The organism is Sphingomonas sp. SRS2, assembly GCF_000971055.1.
Classification (GTDB): domain Bacteria; phylum Pseudomonadota; class Alphaproteobacteria; order Sphingomonadales; family Sphingomonadaceae; genus Rhizorhabdus.
This window is the reverse complement of record NZ_LARW01000072.1, coordinates 1-19,564: the sequence shown is the minus strand read 5'-3', so window position 1 is coordinate 19,564 and position 19,564 is coordinate 1. Positions and strand designations below refer to the sequence as shown.

General features: G+C 66.9%; 20 protein-coding genes. 9 read left to right on the top strand and 11 right to left on the bottom strand.

The genetic code is table 11. The features are described 5' to 3' along the window. Positions 1-38: 38 nt before the first annotated feature. From mnmG to WP12_RS08065, 4 genes are read left to right on the top strand one after another with little or no spacing between them, the layout of a single operon-like run. Positions 39-1,898, top strand: coding sequence for a tRNA uridine-5-carboxymethylaminomethyl(34) synthesis enzyme MnmG (gene mnmG, locus WP12_RS08080; RefSeq protein WP_046193203.1), 1,860 nt, complete (start codon positions 39-41; stop codon positions 1,896-1,898). Next, positions 1,895-2,554 carry a 16S rRNA (guanine(527)-N(7))-methyltransferase RsmG gene (gene rsmG / locus WP12_RS08075; protein ID WP_046193202.1) on the top strand — a complete coding sequence of 220 codons (660 nt, stop codon included), beginning with the start codon at positions 1,895-1,897 and terminating at the stop codon, positions 2,552-2,554. Before mnmG ends, rsmG begins: the two co-directional genes overlap by 4 nt. Continuing rightward, positions 2,551-3,330, top strand: coding sequence for a ParA family protein (locus tag WP12_RS08070; RefSeq protein WP_046193201.1), 780 nt, complete (start codon positions 2,551-2,553; stop codon positions 3,328-3,330). Before rsmG ends, WP12_RS08070 begins: the two co-directional genes overlap by 4 nt. Next, positions 3,327-4,232, top strand: a complete 906-nt coding sequence (locus WP12_RS08065) for a ParB/RepB/Spo0J family partition protein (RefSeq protein ID WP_046193200.1) — start codon at positions 3,327-3,329, stop codon at positions 4,230-4,232. Before WP12_RS08070 ends, WP12_RS08065 begins: the two co-directional genes overlap by 4 nt. Before the next feature lie 124 nt (positions 4,233-4,356). Here the strand turns inward: WP12_RS08065 and holA are convergent, their stop codons facing one another. From holA to WP12_RS08045, 4 genes are all read right to left on the bottom strand, one after another. After that, positions 4,357-5,376 carry a DNA polymerase III subunit delta gene (gene holA, locus WP12_RS08060; RefSeq protein ID WP_046193199.1) on the bottom strand — a complete coding sequence of 340 codons (1,020 nt, stop codon included), beginning with the start codon at positions 5,374-5,376 and terminating at the stop codon, positions 4,357-4,359. 66 nt (positions 5,377-5,442) lie between these two features. Then, positions 5,443-5,949: an LPS assembly lipoprotein LptE gene (lptE, locus tag WP12_RS08055; protein ID WP_046193198.1), complete on the bottom strand. Its 507-nt coding sequence runs from the start codon at positions 5,947-5,949 to the stop codon at positions 5,443-5,445. Next, positions 5,946-8,453, bottom strand: a complete 2,508-nt coding sequence (leuS, locus tag WP12_RS08050) for a leucine--tRNA ligase (RefSeq protein WP_046193197.1) — start codon at positions 8,451-8,453, stop codon at positions 5,946-5,948. Before leuS ends, lptE begins: the two co-directional genes overlap by 4 nt. Positions 8,454-8,527: 74 nt before the next feature. Next, positions 8,528-8,968: a DUF3576 domain-containing protein gene (locus WP12_RS08045; RefSeq protein WP_046193196.1), complete on the bottom strand. Its 441-nt coding sequence runs from the start codon at positions 8,966-8,968 to the stop codon at positions 8,528-8,530. Positions 8,969-9,225: 257 nt separating this feature from the next. Between WP12_RS08045 and WP12_RS08040 the strand changes: the two genes are divergently transcribed. Continuing rightward, positions 9,226-9,942 (top strand): porin, encoded by a 717-nt coding sequence (locus tag WP12_RS08040; RefSeq protein ID WP_235399042.1) that lies wholly within the window; start codon positions 9,226-9,228, stop codon positions 9,940-9,942. Positions 9,943-10,044: 102 nt separating this feature from the next. On the opposite strand, the gene WP12_RS08035 is transcribed toward WP12_RS08040, so the two are convergent. Further along, a complete protein-coding gene (locus WP12_RS08035; RefSeq protein ID WP_046193195.1) occupies positions 10,045-10,578 on the bottom strand; it encodes a thiamine phosphate synthase in 534 nt (177 codons plus the stop codon). Positions 10,579-10,600: 22 nt separating this feature from the next. On the opposite strand from WP12_RS08035, the gene WP12_RS08030 reads away from it, so the two are divergent. Further along, complete coding sequence (locus WP12_RS08030) at positions 10,601-11,272, top strand: YggS family pyridoxal phosphate-dependent enzyme (protein ID WP_046193194.1); 672 nt, start codon at positions 10,601-10,603, stop codon at positions 11,270-11,272. 3 nt (positions 11,273-11,275) lie between these two features. On the opposite strand, the gene WP12_RS08025 is transcribed toward WP12_RS08030, so the two are convergent. Continuing rightward, positions 11,276-12,190 (bottom strand): zinc transporter ZntB, encoded by a 915-nt coding sequence (locus WP12_RS08025; protein ID WP_046193193.1) that lies wholly within the window; start codon positions 12,188-12,190, stop codon positions 11,276-11,278. Then, entirely contained in the window at positions 12,187-12,957 is a 771-nt protein-coding gene (locus WP12_RS08020; protein ID WP_046193192.1) for a precorrin-2 dehydrogenase/sirohydrochlorin ferrochelatase family protein, read from the bottom strand. The genes WP12_RS08025 and WP12_RS08020 overlap by 4 nt, the downstream gene beginning before the upstream one ends. Positions 12,958-13,037: 80 nt before the next feature. On the opposite strand from WP12_RS08020, the gene WP12_RS08015 reads away from it, so the two are divergent. Then, positions 13,038-14,024, top strand: a complete 987-nt coding sequence (locus WP12_RS08015; RefSeq protein WP_084691042.1) for an aldo/keto reductase — start codon at positions 13,038-13,040, stop codon at positions 14,022-14,024. A gap of 23 nt (positions 14,025-14,047) precedes the next feature. Here the strand turns inward: WP12_RS08015 and galU are convergent, their stop codons facing one another. From galU to argH, 4 genes are all read right to left on the bottom strand, one after another. After that, positions 14,048-14,917 carry a UTP--glucose-1-phosphate uridylyltransferase GalU gene (gene galU / locus WP12_RS08010; protein ID WP_046193190.1) on the bottom strand — a complete coding sequence of 290 codons (870 nt, stop codon included), beginning with the start codon at positions 14,915-14,917 and terminating at the stop codon, positions 14,048-14,050. 48 nt (positions 14,918-14,965) lie between these two features. Next, positions 14,966-16,237, bottom strand: coding sequence for a diaminopimelate decarboxylase (gene lysA, locus WP12_RS08005; RefSeq protein ID WP_046193189.1), 1,272 nt, complete (start codon positions 16,235-16,237; stop codon positions 14,966-14,968). Between the two features lie 114 nt (positions 16,238-16,351). Continuing rightward, positions 16,352-16,597, bottom strand: a complete 246-nt coding sequence (locus WP12_RS08000; RefSeq protein WP_046193188.1) for a hypothetical protein — start codon at positions 16,595-16,597, stop codon at positions 16,352-16,354. Then, positions 16,594-17,973: an argininosuccinate lyase gene (gene argH, locus WP12_RS07995; RefSeq protein WP_046193233.1), complete on the bottom strand. Its 1,380-nt coding sequence runs from the start codon at positions 17,971-17,973 to the stop codon at positions 16,594-16,596. Before argH ends, WP12_RS08000 begins: the two co-directional genes overlap by 4 nt. A 16-nt stretch (positions 17,974-17,989) precedes the next feature. On the opposite strand from argH, the gene WP12_RS07990 reads away from it, so the two are divergent. Then, the gene (locus WP12_RS07990; RefSeq protein ID WP_235399040.1) at positions 17,990-18,532 is read left to right on the top strand and encodes a TlpA family protein disulfide reductase; all 543 of its coding nucleotides are present in this window, start codon (positions 17,990-17,992) and stop codon (positions 18,530-18,532) included. Between the two features lie 72 nt (positions 18,533-18,604). Further along, positions 18,605-19,393 carry a DODA-type extradiol aromatic ring-opening family dioxygenase gene (locus WP12_RS07985; protein WP_046193187.1) on the top strand — a complete coding sequence of 263 codons (789 nt, stop codon included), beginning with the start codon at positions 18,605-18,607 and terminating at the stop codon, positions 19,391-19,393. The last annotated feature ends 171 nt before the right edge of the window (positions 19,394-19,564 follow it).

Here is a 19,564-nt window from a genome sequence, read left to right as displayed (position 1 = left end):
TTTTGACTCGAACCGCGTGGTCCGGTAGCGCGGCGATCATGGCAGACAGCTATGATGTGATCGTGGTCGGTGGCGGCCATGCCGGCTGTGAGGCAGCCGCTGCGGCTGCTCGGATGGGCGCGCGGGTCGCGCTCGTCAGCATGCGCCGCGACATGATTGGCGCGATGTCGTGCAACCCGGCGATCGGTGGGCTCGGCAAGGGCCATCTCGTCCGCGAAGTCGATGCTTGCGATGGACTGATTGCCCGCGCCGCAGACCGCGCCGCAATCCATTACCGCATGCTCAACAGCAGTAAGGGCGCGGCAGTGCAGGGCCCGCGCGTCCAGGCCGATCGCACGCTTTACAAGGCCGCAATCAACGACATGCTGTCCGAATTGCCAACTCTCGACATTATCGAGGGAGCAGCCGAGCGCCTGCTGATACGGGATGTTCCACGTGGAACAGTTGGGCTCGCTCTCGGCGATGGCCGCGAGCTGATGGGGCGTGCGGTCGTTCTGGCGACCGGAACCTTCCTCAACGCCAGGCTCCATTTCGGGCTGGAGTGCCGTGATGGCGGCCGGGTGGGCGAGGCGGCGGCAACGGGACTAGGCGAGCAGCTCCGCGCGCTCGATCTGCCGATCGCGCGACTCAAGACTGGGACGCCGCCGCGCCTCGACGGGCGCACGATCGATTGGGCGCCACTCGACCGTCAGCCTTCAGATGATGGCGACTGGACCTTCTCGGCGATGAGCGAGCGGCGCACAATGCCGCAGCTTGCCTGCGCGATCACCCGAACCAACGCCGCGACGCATGATATCATCCGCGCGGGGCTCGATCGGTCCCCACTGTTCTCCGGGGTAATCGAGGGTGTCGGCCCGCGCTATTGCCCTTCGATCGAGGATAAGGTGCATCGCTTCGGTGATCGCGACGGGCACCAGATATTCCTCGAGCCCGAAGGTCTGGGCGACCACCTCATCTATCCCAATGGCGTGTCGACCTCGCTCCCCGAAGATGTCCAACTGGCGATGCTCCGCACGGTGCCCGGACTCGAACAGGTGGAAATCGTCCAGCCCGGCTATGCGGTCGAATATGATTATATCGATCCACGTGCGCTGACCTCGGGGCTCGCGTTGCGCGCGCTGCCAGGTCTCTTCTGTGCGGGACAGATCAACGGCACGACGGGCTATGAAGAGGCTGCGGCACAGGGCTTGGTCGCGGGTATGAACGCCGCGGCCTTTGCGGCGGGCGAGGGGGAAATCCTGTTCGACCGGGCAACCAGCTATATCGGTGTGATGATCGACGACCTCACCCTGCAGGGCGTTTCCGAACCCTATCGCATGCTCACCGCCCGCGCCGAATATCGTTTGCGGCTGCGTGCAGACAATGCCGGCACGCGGCTGACGGGATGGGCTGACGAACAGGGGGTGATCTCACCCGCACGGCGGACGAAGCATCAGGCGCGAGAGGCTGCCCGTGCGCGGATCGGGACGGCGTTGAACGCTCGCATAGCCGGCGCGAGCGAGATGGCTGCGACGGGTGCGGCGGTCGCTACCGATCACGGCCGTCGATCGCTGGCCGAGTGGTTGCGCTATGGCGAGGTGCGCGCCGAGCATGTTCTGCAGCTTGTGCCTGTGATCGGTGACGAGCCCAGTGATATCCTCAACGAGGTTATCCAGGACTACCGCTATGCGCCCTATCTTGTCCGTCAGGATCTGGAGATCGCCCGATTGCGCGCCGACGCGGCGATCAGCCTGGCCGGCATCGCCGACTATCGGGCAATTGGTGGGCTGTCTAACGAGATGGTCGAGAAGCTTAATGGCGCGCGGCCCGGCGATCTCGGCGCGGCGGGCCGGATCCGAGGGATAACTCCGGCGGCGCTTGCGGCGATCTTGGTCCACGCCCGGCGTAGCGCGGCATGACCGAGGACGATGCCCGTGCATGGATCGCTGATCATGTTCCACGTGAAACAATGGCGAAGCTCGAGACGCTGGTCGGGCTGATCCTCGACGAAATGCCTCGCCAAAATTTGATCGCTGCTTCCACCGCCGAGCATATCTGGGCGCGCCATATCGTTGACTCGGCCCAGCTCGTTGCGCTCGCGCCAACGAATATCGAGCGATGGATCGACCTTGGCTCGGGTGCCGGATTTCCGGGGATTGTCGTCGCCCTGATGCTGCCGGCGCTGCGCATGACACTGGTCGAGTCTCGGCGCAAACGGATCGAGTTTCTCCAGCACCTTGTCGACTCGCTTGGCATCGCCGACCGGGTGACGGTCGCCGGCAAGCGGCTCGAAATGCTCGAAGCGGACCCGCAGGACGTGATCAGCGCTCGCGCCTTCGCGCCACTCGACCGGCTGCTTCCGCTGGCGCATCGCTTTTCCCATCCGGCCACGGTCTGGCTGCTTCCGAAAGGGCGGAGCGCAGCTTCCGAACTGGAAGCCGCCGCGACTTCATGGCAGGGTGATTTCCGGATCGTGGCGAGCCTGACCGATCCCGAGGCGGCGATCATCGCCGCGACGCAGGTGCAGCCGAAGGGCAGCAGGCCGACGACCAAGGGGCAGAAGGGACGCCGATGATCCGCATTGCCATCGCGAACCAGAAGGGTGGGGTGGGCAAGACGACCACGGCGATCAACCTCGCCACCGCGCTCGCGGCAACCGGCTGGCGCGTCCTGCTGGTCGATTTCGATCCCCAGGGCAATGCCTCGACTGGCCTGGGCATCGACCAGTCGCAGCGCGCCAAGTCGAGCTATGAGCTGCTCCGCGACGACTGCACGCTCACCGAGGCGGTTATCCCGACCAAGGTTCCGCGGCTCGACATCGTTCCCGCCACGGTCGATCTGTCCGGGTCGGAAATCGAGCTGATCGACGTGGAGCGCCGCACCCACCGCCTTCATAATGCGCTGGCGCAGGACGAGTCGCGCTGGGATGTCTGCCTCATCGATTGCCCGCCTTCGCTGGGCCTGCTCACGGTCAACGCGCTCGTCGCAGCGAACATGATGCTGGTGCCGCTGCAATGCGAATTCTTCGCGCTCGAAGGGTTGAGCCAGCTGCTCACCACGATCGAGCGGGTGCGCGCGCGCTTCAACCCGAATCTGTCGATTCTGGGTGTGGCGCTGACAATGTACGACCGGCGCAACCGGCTGTCCGAACAGGTCGCGGAGGATGTCCGCGCGGTATTGGGGAATGTGGTGTTCGAAACGGTGATCCCGCGCAATGTGCGCCTGTCCGAAGCGCCCAGCCACGGCATGCCCGCTCTGATCTACGATCATCGCTGCCCCGGCTCCGAAGCCTATATCGCACTCGCCCGCGAATGCATTGCCCGCCTCACCAAGACGGCGCAGGCCGCATGAGCGCGGATACACCCTCCAGGAAAAATCTGGGGCGCGGTCTGGGTCGCGGCCTGTCTGCCCTCATGGGCGAGACCGCCATCGAGCAGCCGATCGATCCCGCCGCCCCGCGCTCGGCGGGTGTGCGATCGATGAGCGTCGGGCATATCGAGCCCAACCCCGGACAGCCGCGCCGCCACTTCGACGATGCCGCGCTCGACGAACTCGCCGCCTCTATCGCCGCGCGCGGGCTGATCCAGCCGATCGTCGTCAGGCCGAGCCCGTATAGCAGCGCCTATCAGATCGTTGCCGGCGAGCGCCGCTGGCGAGCGGCCCAGCGTGCGCAGTTGCACGAGGTTCCTGTGATCGTGCGCGAACTGTCGGACGCCGACACGCTCGAGCTCGCAATCGTTGAGAACGTCCAGAGACAAGATCTTAACGCGATTGAGGAAGCCGAGGCTTATCAAAAGCTTATTGGTGACTTTGGCCACACCCAGGACGCGATCGGCAAGCTGGTCAGCAAATCGCGCAGCCATATCGCAAATCTGCTGCGGTTGCTCGAACTGCCCAAGGGGGTACGCGACATGGTCGCCGACGCCCGGCTGTCGATGGGGCATGCCCGCGCCCTGATCACGGCCGCCGATCCGCTGGCGCTGGCGCGGCAGGTCGTCGATGGCGATCTGTCGGTGCGCGAGACCGAGAAGCTGGCGCGGGCCGGCAAGACCGGGACGAAGCCGGCGCGCCCGAACGCGGTGTCCGGGCCGACCGATACCGACGTCGCCGCGCTGGAACGCCAACTCGGCGATATCCTCGGCCTCAAGGTCCGGATCGTCCATGGCGAAAAGGGCGGAGAAATATCGGTGGCCTATTCGACCCTCGACCAGCTTGATCTGGTGTGCCAGCGGCTGAGCGGCGAGCCGATCTGAGACGGCGTATCAACACGTTCACAATCTCTTCGAACGTCATTCCAGCAAAAGCCGGAATCTCAATGCGTTAAGCGACGAAAGAGAAGAGATATCCCAGCTTTCGCCGAGTGATGGGCGGGGGCGATCAGCGTTTGACCGCCGCGGCGCGCGCGATCGTCAGAAGTTCTTCGCCGATCAGGACCATGCCGGCGGTTCCCGAGCGTTTATACGAGCGTTCGAGCGCGGCGAGGCGGGTCGTCACGGTGGCGATGCGTTCAGGGGTCCAGCGCTGAAGAAGGCCAGCTATCGTCTTCTGATCCTTCCAGAAAATGCCGCGCCCCGCGCCGGCCATCACCGCGTCGACGCTCTGGCCGGCCGCGACCTCGGCCCGCAGCGGTGCGATCTGCGCCAAACGGCGGAGCAGCGCGCGGACGACGCCGATCGCCTCGGTCGCGCCGATCAGCGCAAGTTCGGCGGCGGCGCGCTCGGGGCGGCCGCCCATCACGGCATCGACGATAGCGCTCAGGTCGCTCTCGTCGTTGGCCGCGCCGATCTGTGCCAGAGCCGCCGCATCGGCGGGCTTGGGGTCCTCCGGCGACGCATCGAGAAACAGCGCGAGCTTCTCGATCTCGCGCAGCATCAGCCCGCGATCGGCATTGGTCGCCGACACCAGCGCTTGCGCGGCGCGCGGTTCGAGCCGCAGGCCGTGGTCGCGCGCAATATCGACCGCAACGCGGTCGGCGGCCTGGCCTTCCGGCAGATAGGACGCGAAGGCGAGCGCGGCGGGCGAGGCGAGGGCGAGCTTCACCAGCTTGGCGTCCTTGCGCAAATTGCCCGCGACCAGCACCACCGGATTGCCGGCGGAGGTCGACTCCATCAGCGCCTCGACCGCTTCGATAATGTCGTCGCCAGCCGGATCGACGCGGATGTGGCGCGCGCCGCCGAACAGCGAGATCGATGCGGCCTCGTCGGCGAGCAGCGCCGGATCACCCTTGAGCTGGCCCGGAGACAGGTCGATGCGCTCCGCGTCGCTGCCGAGCGCCTTGTCGATCCGCGCCGCCAGCGCGCGCGATCCCGATTCGTCGGGGCCGTAGAGGAGAAAGAGGCGCGTCGCCGGATCGGGCTTGTCCAGCGCGCGCGCAATCTGGCCGGCATCGGCCTTCACGGCAGTTCGATTCGCTGACGCGAATGTGCGGGCCGGTACCGCCGTTTCAGCTTTGCTGAAACCATATCATTGCCCGGCACTACGGCCCGCATAGGTCGCCAGCCGGGCGACGATCTGGTCGGCAAGCCCCTCGGTCAGCCGCTCCAGAGCGGTCTGTTCGGCGGCGGCGGTGGCATATTCGGATCCGGCGACGTCGATGCCGGCGTCAGCCATTGCGGTCTGGTCGAGCAGCACGCCGCCGGTCGCGGCGTCGATCAGGCGGTAGCGCGCGCGCAGGATGCGCCGCTCGCGGGTGATGGCATTGTCCTGGCGCACGCCGAATCCGCTGATGTCGTCGTCGAGTTCGACCTCGAGCCGATAGCGCGTGGCGCCCTCGCCCTGGCGATGGAGCCGGTCGTTGAGCGCGTTGCGAACCAGCCAGCCGCGCTGGCCGCCGATCGGCCCGACCTCGACCGAGCTGAGGCTGCTCGCGACCGGACCCGCATCGCCGCTCGCGTAGAGCGGCCGCAGTCCGCAGCCCGGTAGCAGCAGGAGCAACGCGATCGGCGTCAGCAGGGGCAGGAGCCGCTTCATGCGACTATGTTCACCAGCCGGTCGGGCACGACAATCACCTTCTTCGGGGCGGCGCCGGCGAGCAGCGCGACGATCTTGTCGGACTGCAGCGCCATGGCTTCGAGCGCATCCTTGGCAAGACCCTTGGGGGCGGTCAACGTGTCGCGCAGCTTGCCGTTGACCTGGACCGCGATCGTCACCTCGTCGTCGATCAGCAAGGCGGGGTCATGCGCGGGCCACGGGGCGTCGGCGACGAGGCCCGATTCTCCCAGCCGAGCCCAGGCTTCCTCGGCGAGATGCGGCACCATCGGCGCAACCAGGCGGACCAGCGCGCGCGCCGCGGCGGTGCGGCTTGCGGAGGGCGCGGCCTTCTCGATCGCATTGGCGAGTTCGTGGATCTTGGCGACGGCGCGGTTGAAGCCCAGCGCCTCGATATCGGCAGCGATGCCGGCGATCGCCTTATGGAGCTTGCGATCGAGATCCTTATCCTGGCCTTCGCTCGTCTCGGTCGCATCGGTGATCCGCCACAGCCGGTTGACGAAGCGCCAGCAGCCCTCGATGCCGCTCTCGGTCCATTCGAGATCGCGCTCGGGCGGGCTGTCCGACAGCATGAACCAGCGCACCGCGTCCGCGCCATACTGATCGACGATCGGGCCCGGATCGACGGTGTTCTTCTTCGACTTCGACATCTTCTCGATGCGGCCGAGCGTCACCGGTTCGCCGGTGGCAATGACCTTGCCGTTCGAGACTTCCTCAGGACTCAGCCATTGGCCGTCGGGCGACTTGTAGGTCTCGTGGGTCACCATGCCCTGGGTGAACAGGCCGGTGAACGGCTCCTTGATCGAGATCTTGCCGATCCGTTCGAGCGCGCGCGTCCAGAAGCGGGCGTAGAGCAGATGGAGGATCGCATGCTCGACCCCGCCGATATATTGCCCGACCGGCATCCAGCTCTCCGCGACTGCGCGATCGAACGGCTTGTCGCCGGGCTGGCTGGCGAAGCGGATGAAGTACCAGGAGGAATCGACGAACGTGTCGAGCGTGTCGGTTTCGCGCCGCGCGGGCTTGCCGCAGCTCGGACAATCGACATGCTTCCAGGTCGGATGGCGGTCGAGCGGGTTGCCGGGAATGTCGAAGCTGACGTCCTCCGGCAGGATCACCGGCAGCTGGTCCTTGGGAACGCCGACCGGGCCGCAGGTCTCGCAATGGATGATCGGGATCGGGGTGCCCCAATAGCGTTGGCGCGACACGCCCCAGTCGCGCAGCCGCCATACTGTGGTGCCGGTGCCCCAGCCCTCGGCCTCGCCGCGCGCGATCACCGCCGCCTTGGCCTCGTCGACCGGCTTGCCGTCGAGGAAAGCCGAATTGACCAGTTTGCCGGGGCCGACATAGGCCTCGTCATGGATCGGCGTGTTCGCTTCCTCGGGTGAGGGCGCGACGACGCGCTTGACCGGCAGCGCATATTTGCGCGCGAAATCGAGGTCGCGCTGGTCGTGCGCGGGGCAGCCGAACACCGCGCCGGTGCCATAATCCATCAGCACGAAATTGGCGACGAACAGCGGCAGCTTCCACGTCGGGTCGAGCGGATGAACAACCGAGAGCCCGGTGTCATAGCCCTTTTTCTCGGCGGTCTCGATCTCGGCTGCAGCGGTGCCGGTGCGCTTGCACTCGGCGATGAAGTCCTGCAGCGCGGCATTATCGGCGGCCAACGCCTGCGCGATCGGATGATCGGCGGCGATCGCGGCGAAGCTCGCTCCGAACAGCGTGTCGGGGCGGGTGGTGAAAACTTCGAAGCTGCCGATGTCGCCCGCAGGCGCATCGAGGTCGAACCGGAACCGCATGCCTTGCGATTTGCCGATCCAGTTCTCCTGCATCGTCCGGACCTTTTCGGGCCACTGGTCGAGCGTCGAGAGGCCTTCAAGCAGTTCGTCGGCGAAGTCGGTGATCTTGAGGAACCACTGGCTGAGCTTGCGCCGCTCGACCAGCGCGCCCGAGCGCCAGCCGCGCCCGTCGATCACCTGCTCATTGGCGAGCACGGTCATGTCGACCGGATCCCAGTTGACCGCCGATTCCTTGCGGTAGACGAGGCCCGCGGCGAGCAGGTCGAGGAACAGAGCCTGTTCCTGGCCGTAATAATCGGGTTCGCAGGTGGCGAGTTCGCGGCTCCAGTCGAGCGCGAAACCAATCCGCTTCAGCTGCTCGCGCATCGCCGCGATATTGGCGCGCGTCCAGTCGCCGGGGTGGACCTTCTTTTCCATCGCCGCATTTTCGGCGGGCATTCCGAACGCATCCCAGCCCATCGGGTGGAGCACCTCATAGCCCTGCATCCGCCGGAAGCGGGCGAGGACATCGCCCATCGTATAGTTGCGGACATGCCCCATATGGATGCGCCCCGACGGATAGGGGAACATCTCGAGCACATAGCTTTTGGGCTTGGGGCTGTCGTCGCGCGCATGGAAGGTGCCCTGGTCAGCCCAGATGCCCTGCCAGTGCGCGTCGGCCTTCACATGGTTGAAACGCGCGTTCACGATGATGCTTAGCTCTCAGAGCGATTTCGAGGGCGGACGCTTGTAGCTTCCGGCCCGAAAACCGCGGTAAAGGGTTATCCGGCGATGGTGGCGCGGCGCATGTCGCGCGCCTTGGTCAGGATGATGTCCTCGAGCTTCTGGGTCGTCGCGGCCTGGACCACGCTGTCGACCCAGTTGCCGTTCGACAGCACCTGGCGCTGTGCGGCGACGCGCACCGCATCGGCGCGCAGATCGGCGTCGAGGATGGTGACGGTCAGCTTCATCCGCTCGGCAGGCTGGTTCGGGTTCACATACCAGTCGGTGACGATCACGCCGCCGTTCGAATCGGTCTGGAGCAGCGGCATGAAGCTCAGTGTTTCGAGCGAAGCCTTCCACAGATAGGCGTTGACGCCGATCGAGGTGGTCTTGGCCGCCGCGATGTCGGAAGCGAGCTGCGCCCGATTCTTGCCGCCGCCGCAGCCCGCCAGCGCGGCGATGAGGGCGATGGCGATCACGGTGCGAGTGGTGCTGATCATTTCCGGGCGGTCCTCAAGGCTCAATCTACGCAATGAGCGCCGTTTATAGAGATGCGGGGACGACCCGCAATGTTTGTTTAGCCTCTATAAGGATGCGGGCGGCATGCCATGCAGCGATTCGGAAGGTGCGGCGTTATGGGGCGCGGCGGCCTATGTGGGTTTTGCGCAACAACCGCAGGTTTTCGCCAACGGGCATATGGCAACGACTCACATGCGGTGCTACGGGCAACTACATAGAATAGAATGAGTTACGCAGGATGATGATCAAGGGGGTTCAGTTCAGGCTGATTGGCGCTGCGTTTGCGGCATCGCTCCTGCTTGCCTCGCCCGCGATCGCCGCGAAGCCCGCGCCCACCCCCAAGGTGAAGATCGACCGCAAGAAAGCCAAGGGAATCGGCTTTTTCGCACCCGTCGCCGCCGATCCGCGCCAGGCGGCATTGTTCGATCGCGTCGGCGGCAGCTTCGCCGAACCCAGCTTCCGCTTCACGCCTTCGGGCGGCATCAACAAGCGCGCCGTCACCGTGGCGATTCGCGCCCGCGCCAACCGGCCCAACGCCGCGCCGACGCTGATCACGGCCAATCCTTCGGCGATCTACGCCGGCCTCGCGCCGTCCGCTTACAGCCTGGGCGCTTCGCTCGGCTGGAAGCATTTCGCGCTGTCGGGCGATTTCTCGCGGATCGATGGCGGCGCTGTTCCCGACAGCCGCGAACTTGCCGATATCGGCGTGAGCTATTCGGGTTCGAAGTGGAGCACCCGTCTCCTGTTCGGCGCCGAGCGCGCCACCGACAAGTCGAACATTGCCGGACCCGACGAAGCGCTGTCGGTCGATCTGGGCGGCTCCTATTCGCTCACCCGCAACCTCGAACTATCGGGTGGCGTGCGCTACAAGTCGCAGCGCGAGCGCCTCGACATGCAGGCCGACCAGCGCCGCGACAGTCAGGCGATCTACATCGGAACCGCATTTCGTTTTTGATCGTCAACCCAGCGAAAGCTGGGATCTCGGCGGCAAGGACGGACTGGACCTCTCCAACCACGACTGAGATGCCGGCCTTCGCTGGCATGACGCTGTACCGCGTCAGCTCCACGCATCGATAGCAGCCCAGCCATGCGCGCCGACCCGCATCGCCATATAGCCCCGTGTCCGGTCCATCCCGCCCAGCGCGATCACGGGCAGGCGGGTCGCGCGGGTGAGGGCGGCGAAGCGCATTCTGCCGAGTGACGGCGTGTCGGGGTGCGAACGGGTGGCGTGGAGCGGCGACAGGAAGACCGCGCTCGCCCCCGACCGTTCGGCAGCCCTGATCTCGCGCAGGTCGTGCGCCGCGGCGGTACCGTAACGTGGGGCATGGGGGTGGCGGTGATGCGCGCCGTCGGCGCCCCAGCGGCGCGCCTTGGCATCTTTCGCCGCGAGCAGCAGCACCAGCCCGCGCGCCGCCGCGATCCGCCGGACGCGGTCGAACAGCCGTCGCCGCCCGGCTTCTGGCGTGTTCTTGTGGCGGAAGACGACCCCCGATCCGGCGGGCAGGCGCAGGATCGCGGCCCAGAGCCGGTCGCCCTGCCGCTCATCGGTCATCATCCACAGGCGTGGAAGGTCGGGGTGGCGGGGCCGCATCGCCCCTCCTATAGCGAAGCGCATGTCCGATATCGATATGCCTGCCGCCCGGCGCCTCGCCGACATTACCGCCCGCATCGCGCATGCAGCCAGCCTTGCCGGGCGCAAGCCGGATGAGATCGAACTGATCGCGATATCCAAGACCCATGAAGCGGTCGACATCGCACCGCTGATCGCGGCGGGCCAGGTGAGCTTCGGCGAAAACCGCGTGCAGGAGGCAGAGGGGAAGTGGCCCGGATTGCTCCGGGACAAACCGGTGAAGCTGCATCTTGTCGGGCAACTCCAGTCGAACAAGGCGAAGGAGGCCGTCGCGCTGTTCGACGCGATCCATTCGATCGACCGGCCTTCGCTGATCGAGGCGGTGGCGAAGGCGATGGACGCGGCGGGCAAGCGCCCCGACTGCTTCATCCAGGTCAATATCGGCGAGGAGGATCAGAAGGGCGGCTGTGCGATCGCCGACCTGCCCGCGATTTTGAAACAGGCGCGCGATGCGGGGCTACCTGCCATCGGCCTGATGGCGGTGCCCCCCCTCGACGTCGAGCCCGCGCCCTATTTTGCGCTGCTCGCCAAGCTGGCGAAGCGGCACGGGCTGGCGGCACTCAGCATGGGCATGTCCGCGGACTTCGAGACCGCGGTGATGCTGGGCGCGACCCATGTCCGGGTGGGAACCGCGCTGTTCGGCCAGCGGGGCTGAGGCCTAGCTGCGAAACCAGCGCGCAAAGATGAAATAGCCCGCGACCGCCGCGCCGACGAGGACGCTGAACCCCGTCACCGCCCAGAAGGACAGCGGGTGGTGGGCATAAGGAATGCCGTCGACGTTCATCCCGAACAGTCCGGTCACGAAGGTCAGCGGCAGGAAGATCAGCGCGACCACGGCGATGATCAGCGACCGGTTGTCGATCTTCTCGGCGCGCAGATCGGTGATCTGTTCATGGAGCAGCGCCGATCGCTCGCGGATCGCCTCGAGCTCCTCGGCCATGCGGGCGAAACGGTCGGCGGCCTCGCGGAGGTGGATGCGGTCCTCATCCTCGATCCAGTCCATCTCAAGCAATGACATGGCTTCGAGCGCCTGGCGCTGCGGCACCACGAAGCGGCGGTAGCTGATCGCGGTCGAACGCGCCTTGGCGATCTCGCGGCGCAGCGTATAGCCCTCGCCCGACAGCGCGAGCTCGCAATCGTCGACCTGATCGCCGAGGTCGGCGACGACCGGATCGAGGTGATGCGCGATCTGGATCGACAAAGCGGCGATCAGGTCGCCGGGATCGAGGAATTCGCCCTTCTCCATGCGCTGGCGCAGCGCGCCGAGCCCCGCCATCCGCCGATAGGAGACCGAGACGATGCGGCCGCGCTCGGCCCAGATGCGGATCGAGACGAGCGCGTCGCCATCCTCGGCTTCATTCCGGCGCGGCCCGCGCAGATTGATGATTACGCCGTTGCCGAGCGGCTGGCAGCGCGGCCGGGTCTCTGCGGTGGTCAGGTTGAAGCGCGCGGTCTCGGGCAGGCCATGCGCGTCGCCATCGAGCCAGCGCATCGCCTCGGCGTCGCGGCCGTCGATATGGACCCAGCAAAAGGGGGCGTTGGGCCGTTCGTCGATAGTCCAGCTTGGCGTCATACAGGGTCCAGATCGATCGAGAGCCCGGAGCCGGGCATGGCGGGGGGAGCACCGCATCCGATCCGATCGGCATCGGCGCGGGCGCGGGCGAGGATGGCGGCGGGCACGCCGGGGCGGTGAAAGACCCGGTCGGCCTGGCCGAGCAGGCGCGCCTCGGCGAGGGTGAGATCGTCGGGATCGGCCGAGCGCAGCCGGATGTGGACGAGACGGTCGGCCGTCGCGTCGTCCGCCGCGTCCAGCCAAGGCGTGACGCCAGCCGCGCCGCCGGCCCGCAACGGATCGAGCGGACCATCTTCGGCGAGCCCGGCGTCGATCGCCCTGCGGCGCGCATCGGCATCGGCCCAGCGGGTGCGGATCGCGGCGCGGGCGGCGAACAGGGCATCGGCGAGGCGGCCGAGATCGGCGGGCAGAAGTGCCTCGAACCGCTGGCGCAGCGCCTTGGCGAGCCCCGCCGAGCGGCCACCGGTGCCGATCGCGACCAGCACCGGATCGCGGTCGACGATCGCGGGCAGGGTGAAGTCGCACAGCGCGGGACGGTCGGCTACGTTGATCAGCAGGCCGCGCGCGCGAAGCCGCGCCGCCGCTGCCTCGGCCGCCTGGTCGTCCCCGATCGCGACGAAGCCGATCCGGGCGTGGGGGTCATCCTCGCCGACCGGCACGCCGCCGGCGCGCTCGACCAGCCGGCGCTTCGCCCCGGCGATCGCGCCGTCGCCGATCACGACGACGGGCTGGCCAGTCAGCGTCAGGAAGATCGGCAGGCTGTGCATCGAACGTCTTGTCGCGCGCGGGGAGGGCTTTGCCAAGCGGCTTCGCGCATGGCAGACGAGGCCGATCCAAGGAGAATATCGTGGTTTCGAAGCGCAACATCGGTCGTCACAAGATCAACCCCATAGGTCTGGGCTGTATGAGCCTGAGCGCGGCCTATGGCGCCGACCCGTCCGAAGCCCAGGCTGAGCGGCTGCTCCATCACGCACTCGACATCGGCTATGATTTTCTCGACACCGCCGCGATCTATGGCGAAGGGGTCAGCGAGACCCGGATCGGCCGCGTCCTGAAGGACCGGCGTGGCGACTATGTCCTCGCCTCGAAATGTGGTTTCCGCCCCGGGACGCGGACCCCCGACGGATCCCCGGCGACGATCGCGCAGACGCTCGAACTCAGCCTGCAGCGGCTCGGCGTCGACCATATCGATCTCTATTATCTCCATCGGCCCGATCCGCAGGTGCCGATCGAGGACTCGGTGGGGGCGCTCGCCCGCGCGGTCGAGGCGGGCAAGATCGGGTTGATCGGCCTGTCCGAGGTTTCGGCGGAGCAGCTGCGCCGCGCGCATCGCGTCCATCCGATCGCCGCGCTCCAGACCGAGTATTCGCTGTGGACCCGCAATCCCGAAATTGCCGGACTCGACGCCTGCCGCGAACTGGGCACGACCTTCGTCGCCTTCTCGCCGGTCGGCCGCGGATTCCTGACGGGTGACTTCGGGCCGGGCACCATGCTGGCCAATGATGATTTCAGGACCGCCATGCCGCGCTTTCAGGAACCGCATTATAGCCATAACCTCGCGCTGCTCGACGGCTATCGCGCAATCGCGGCGGAGGCCGGCTGCACCCCGGCGCAACTCGCGCTCGCCTGGCTGCTCCACCGCGACGCCGATCTGGTGACGATTCCCGGAACCAAGAGCATCGCCCATGCCGAGGAGAATATCGGCGCGAACGGCGTCACGCTGTCGGACGCGCAGATGGCGGCGCTCGACGCGCTGATCAACGAGCGGACGGTCGCCGGCAGCCGCTACAATGCGGCGATGCAGTCGACTGTGACGACCGAGGATTTCGCTTAGGCTCCGCCAGTACGGCGACAGCCCTATTTCAGCGTCTTGATGAAAGCGCGGATCGAATCGGCGATCTCGGGCCGTTCGAGCGCCAGCGCGATATTGGCTTGGATGAAGCCGGCATTGTCGCCGCAGTCATGCCGGTCGCCATCGAAGGTCTGGGCATGGAAAGGCTGGACGCCGACCAGCTTGGCCATCGCGTCGGTCAGCTGGATCTCACCGCCCGCGCCGCGCTCGCCCTTGTCGAGCAGGTCGAAGATTTCGGGCTGGAGGATGTAGCGGCCGACGATCGCGAGACGCGACGGGGCGGCGCCAGCGGCGGGCTTCTCGACCATCTTGCGAATTTCGGTAACGCGGCCTTCGGCTGCGCCGGGATCGACAATGCCATATTTGTGGGTCTGGTCCTCGGGCACTTCGAGCACCGCGACGACATTGCCGCCCTTGGCGTCATATGTTGCGGCCATCTGCTTCAGGCAGGGTGAGGCCGGATTCCACAGCAGTTCGTCGGGCAGCAGCACCGCGAAGGGCTCGTCGCCTACCAGATGGCGGGCGCAGGCGACGGCATGGCCGAGGCCGAGCATCTGCTGCTGGCGGACGAACGCCGCCTGGCCGGGGGCGAGCCTCGTCTTTTCGAGGATGTCGAGGAAGGACGTCTTGTTCTTCCTCGAGAGTTCGGCCTCGATCTCATAGGCGCTGTCGAAATAATCCTCGATCGCATATTTGTTGCGGCCGGTGACGAAGATCATCTGCTCGATCCCGGCCGCGCGCGCCTCGTCGACGGCATATTGGATCAGCGGCCGGTCGACGACGGGCAGCATCTCCTTGGGAACGGCCTTGGTGGCGGGTAGGAACCGTGTGCCGAAACCGGCGACGGGAAAGATGGCCTTGCGGACAGGCTTCATGCAGAAAACATCCTTCTAGCGATTTTGCCGCCCCCGATGCGCGTCAGTCTATATCCACGGCGGAAGCTTGTCCGCCGCGATGAGTGCCTCGATCGGCTGCCTCTCCCGAACCACCGCCCACTGATCCCCGCTCACCAGCACTTCAGGCGTCAAGGCGCGTGAATTATAGGTATTGGCCATCGTCGCCCCATAAGCGCCCGCCGTCATGAAAGTAACGAGGTCCCCCGGCCCGACGGTATCCATAACTCTCTTCTTGGCGAAAGTGTCGCCGCTTTCACAGATGGGCCCCACGATATTGGCCGTCATTACGGCACCGTCTGGCGAAACCGCGCGGATATCGTGCCATGCGTCATAGAGGCTGGGGCGCATCAGGTCGTTCATCGCCGCGTCGACGACGACGAACGGATCGCTGACCCCCGGCTTGACCCGGATCACCCGGCTGAGCAGCACCCCGGCATTGCCGACGATCACCCGGCCCGGCTCGAACAGCAACCGGACGTTCCAGCCGCGCGTCACCTCGCACACCATCGCGCCATAATCGGCGGGCAGCGGCGGGATCGGCTTCGCGGGATCATAAGGCACGCCGAGCCCGCCGCCGAGATCGGCGGTGACGATGGCATGGCCGGCGGCGCGCAGATCGGCGATCAGCGCGCCGATCTTTTCGAACGCGGCGCGCGACGGGCCAAGGTCGGTCAGCTGACTGCCGATATGGACCGCGACACCGCGGATATCGAGGCCGGGCAGCCCCGCGGCATGGGCATAGGCAGCGAGCGCGCGATCATAGGCGACGCCGAATTTGTCCTCGGACCCGCCGGTCGAGATCTTCGCATGGGTGCCCGCGACGACATTGGGATTGATCCGGAAGGCCACCGGCGCGCGCAGCCCCATCGCCAGCGCGACTTCGGACAGCATTTCGGCTTCGGGCTCGGATTCTATGTTGAACTGGAAAATGCCCTCGCCGAGCCCCAGCCGCATCTCATCGGCGGTCTTGCCGACGCCGGAGAAGACGATCCTGTCGGCGGCGATCCCCGCCGCACGCGCGCGCAACAGCTCGCCGCCCGAGACGACATCGGCGCCGAGCCCGGCCCTGGCCAGCGTCGCCAGCACGCCGCGATTGGGGTTGGCCTTCACCGCGAAAGCGATCAGCGGCCCCTCGGGACCCGATTCGACATCGGCCAGCGCGACCTTGAACACTGCGACATGCCGCTCGATCGTCGCGGTCGAATAGACATAGACCGGGGTGCCCACCGCCTCGGCGATCGCGGGCAGCGCAACGTCCTCGGCGTGGAGAACGCCGTTAATGAGCTCGAAATGATCCATGCGGGTCCCTGTTCAAATCGTCGCCCCGGCGGAGGCCGGGGCCGCTGGAGGCAGATCGCGACGTCGCCCCAAGCGCGTGGCGGCCCCGGCCTCCGCCGGGGCGACGGCAAAAGATCAGCCCGGGGGCGGCAGATTGAAGCGGTCGTCCGGCCGCTCTTCCGAACGGCGCAGTACGTCGTCGTTGCGACCGGGCCGGGTCTCGACCGGTGGGGTCAGCAGCGTGTCGACATCGGGCTGGGCGGCGGCGGTCGCGGGTTTTGGCGGCAGGCTGTGGCCGTCGGCGGGGCGCAGCGCGTCGCGCTTGCCGCAGGCGGCGAGCGCGAGCAGCGCGACGGCAGCGAGGATCGTGCGGCTGTTCATTCGCTGTCCAATCCTAAAGCCGACCGCGCCTCGGCGATACGCGCGCGGACCTGTTCGGGGGCGGTGCCGCCGAAGCTCGCCCGGCTGGCGACCGAGGCATCGACCGAAAGCGCGGCATAGACGCGCTCGTCGATCCGCTCGTCGATCGCCTTCAGTGCTTCAATCGGCAGCTTGTCGAGCGCCAGCCCCTCGCGCTCGGCCAGCTTCACCGCGGTGCCGGTAATGTGGTGCGCCTCGCGGAACGGGATGTCGGCGACGCGGACCAGCCAGTCGGCAAGGTCGGTCGCGGTCGAGAAGCCTGCCTCCGCGGCCTGGCGCAGCCGTGGCGTCACGAACTCGCAGGTCTCGACCATCCCGGTCATCGCCGCGATCGACAGCGCGAGCAGGTCGTGCGCCTCGAACACCGGCGGCTTGTCGTCCTGCATGTCCTTCGAATAGGCGAGCGGCAGACCCTTCATCGTCATGACCAGCGCGGTCATGCAGCCGGCGATCCGCCCGGCATGGCCGCGCACCAGCTCGGCGGCGTCGGGGTTGCGCTTCTGCGGCATGATCGACGAGCCGGTCGAATAGCTGTCGGGCAGCTTGACGAAACTGTATGGCTGGCTCGCCCATACAATAAACTCTTCGGCGAGCCGCGACAGATGCAGGCTGAGCTGGGTTGCCGCCATCAGATAGTCGAGCGCGAAATCGCGATCGGAGACCGAATCGAGCGAATTGCGGGTGGGCCCGTCGAAGCCGAGCGCCTCCGCAGTCATCGCCCGATCGATCGGGAAGCCGGTGCCCGCGAGCGCGGCGGCGCCCAGCGGCGACAGGTTGAGCCGCGCGCGCGCATCGGCAAAGCGGCTGCGATCACGCGACGCCATTTCATAATAGGCCATCAGATGGTGGCCGAGCGTGACCGGCTGGGCGACCTGGAGATGGGTGAAGCCCGGCATCACGCTCGCGGCATGTTCGCCGGCGCGGGTGACGAGCGCGGCCTGAAACGCGGCGAGGCCGGCGTCGACGGCGTCGATCGCGTCGCGCACCCACAGCTTGAAGTCGGTCGCGACCTGATCGTTGCGCGAGCGCGCGGTATGCAGCCGTCCGGCGGGCGCGCCGATCAGCTCGGCAAGCCGGCCCTCGGTCGCCATGTGGATGTCCTCGAGCGCGAGATCGACCGGCACGCCCTGGGTGCGATATTCCTCGGCGACCTTGTCCAGACCTTCGCTTATCGTGGCGGCATCGGCCTCGGTGACGATCTTCTGCTTCGCCAGCATGGCGACATGCGCCTTCGATCCGGCGATGTCCTGTTGCCACAGCCGCTTGTCGAAGGGTATCGAGGCGTTAATCTCGCGCATCACCGCGGCGGGCCCTTCAGCGAAGCGCCCTCCCCACATCTTGTTGGAGTTATCCGTGCGGCCGTTGATCGCCTGTCTCCTCATGCTGGCGCTGGCCGCCTGCGATAGTAAACCCAAGGATGCGCCGCAAGGCGGGCCGCCCGCCGAATCGGTCGGAAGGGTCGATATTTCGCAACGTGGCAAGCAAATGCCGGCGATTCCCTTCACGGCGCCGGGCGGCGGCCCGGCGACGCTGACCCAGTTCCGGGGCAAGCCGCTGATGGTCAACCTGTGGGCGACCTGGTGTGCGCCCTGCGTCGCCGAGATGCCGACGCTGGAAAAGATCGCCACGCAGGACGAGCGCTTCCGGCTGATCACGGTGAGCCAGGACCTCGAGGGCGCGAAGGTGATCGCGCCCTTCTTCAAGGAGAAGGGCTTCAAGGCGCTGACCCAATATAGCGACCAGCAGAATGTGCTGATGGCCGAACTGGGCACCGAGACGCTGCCAACGACGATCTTCTACGACGCGCAGGGCAAGGAAATGTGGCGCGTCTACGGCATGATGGACTGGAACGGCGCACCCGCGAAGAAGCTGATCAGCGACGCGATCGGAGGATAGGCCGGTGGTGACGAACGCTGTGTTTCGATCCCTGCGATTGAAAGCGCGGCCCGACCGGCCGATCTTTCAGGGATGACCAGACAACCCAGCTTCTACATTCCGCATGGCGGCGGCCCCTGTTTCTTCATGGACGACCCTGCGGGGACATGGACCGGCATGGCGGCGTTTCTGCGTGGGCTGCCCGATCGGTTGCCCGCACGGCCCAGCGCGATCCTGATCGTCTCGGGCCATTGGGAGACCGATGGCTTCGCCTTTACCGGCGCGCCGAACCCGCCGCTGGTCTTCGACTATTACGGCTTCCCGCCGCACACCTATGAACTCAGCTATCCGGCCCCAGGCGATCCGGCGCTTGCTGACCGCGCCGCCGCGCTGTTGCAGGCGGCGGGCCTCCAGGCGGGGGTCGATGCCGAACGCGGGCTCGACCATGGCGTGTTCGTGCCGCTCAAGGTCGCCTTTCCCGATGCCGACGCGCCGGTCGTCGAGATGTCGCTCGACACGCGGCTCGATCCCGGCCTCGCCTGGCGGGCCGGTCGGGCGCTCAGGCCGTTGCGCGACGAGGGCGTCCTGATTCTCGGCGCGGGGATGAGCTTTCACAACATGCGCGCCTATCGCCATGCCGAGGCGACCGCCCCTTCGGTGGCGTTCGACGACTGGCTGGCGAATGCGATCGAAGGCGATCCCGCCGCGCGCGAAGTGGCGCTGGCGGGCTGGGCAGATGCGCCAGGCGGCCGTTTCGCGCATCCGCGTGAGGAGCATCTGCTGCCGCTGATGGTGGCGGCGGGGGCATCGGACGGGCCGGGACATCGCATCTATAGCGAGGTCGTGATGGAGACGATGATCTCGGCGTTCCGCTTCGATTAGAGTTTGTTTCAGCGAAGCTGAAACGGCGGTACCGGCCCGCCCCCCCACCCAACCTCCCCCTCCCGGGGAATATTACGGGGGGGTGGGGGGGGGGGGGGGGCCGGAGCCCTTCCACGGCAGGGAAAAAAACTCCAAGGGCCCGCCCGGCGGGGCCCTCGTGGCGCGGCGGGG

Bases quoted from the DNA above. Each gene is read 5' to 3' on its own strand.
- mnmG (WP_046193203.1), top strand. From the start codon at position 39: ATGGCAGACAGCTATGATGTGATCGTGGTCGGTGGCGGCCATGCCGGC.
- rsmG (WP_046193202.1), top strand. From the start codon at position 1,895: ATGACCGAGGACGATGCCCGTGCATGGATCGCTGATCATGTTCCACGT.
- WP12_RS08070 (WP_046193201.1), top strand. From the start codon at position 2,551: ATGATCCGCATTGCCATCGCGAACCAGAAGGGTGGGGTGGGCAAGACG.
- WP12_RS08065 (WP_046193200.1), top strand. From the start codon at position 3,327: ATGAGCGCGGATACACCCTCCAGGAAAAATCTGGGGCGCGGTCTGGGT.
- lptE (WP_046193198.1), bottom strand. From the start codon at position 5,949: ATGAAGCGGCTCCTGCCCCTGCTGACGCCGATCGCGTTGCTCCTGCTG.
- WP12_RS08045 (WP_046193196.1), bottom strand. From the start codon at position 8,968: ATGATCAGCACCACTCGCACCGTGATCGCCATCGCCCTCATCGCCGCG.
- WP12_RS08040 (WP_235399042.1), top strand. From the start codon at position 9,226: ATGATGATCAAGGGGGTTCAGTTCAGGCTGATTGGCGCTGCGTTTGCG.
- WP12_RS08035 (WP_046193195.1), bottom strand. From the start codon at position 10,578: ATGCGGCCCCGCCACCCCGACCTTCCACGCCTGTGGATGATGACCGAT.
- WP12_RS08030 (WP_046193194.1), top strand. From the start codon at position 10,601: ATGTCCGATATCGATATGCCTGCCGCCCGGCGCCTCGCCGACATTACC.
- WP12_RS08025 (WP_046193193.1), bottom strand. From the start codon at position 12,190: ATGACGCCAAGCTGGACTATCGACGAACGGCCCAACGCCCCCTTTTGC.
- WP12_RS08020 (WP_046193192.1), bottom strand. From the start codon at position 12,957: ATGCACAGCCTGCCGATCTTCCTGACGCTGACTGGCCAGCCCGTCGTC.
- galU (WP_046193190.1), bottom strand. From the start codon at position 14,917: ATGAAGCCTGTCCGCAAGGCCATCTTTCCCGTCGCCGGTTTCGGCACA.
- lysA (WP_046193189.1), bottom strand. From the start codon at position 16,237: ATGGATCATTTCGAGCTCATTAACGGCGTTCTCCACGCCGAGGACGTT.
- WP12_RS08000 (WP_046193188.1), bottom strand. From the start codon at position 16,597: ATGAACAGCCGCACGATCCTCGCTGCCGTCGCGCTGCTCGCGCTCGCC.
- argH (WP_046193233.1), bottom strand. From the start codon at position 17,973: ATGTGGGGAGGGCGCTTCGCTGAAGGGCCCGCCGCGGTGATGCGCGAG.
- WP12_RS07985 (WP_046193187.1), top strand. From the start codon at position 18,605: ATGACCAGACAACCCAGCTTCTACATTCCGCATGGCGGCGGCCCCTGT.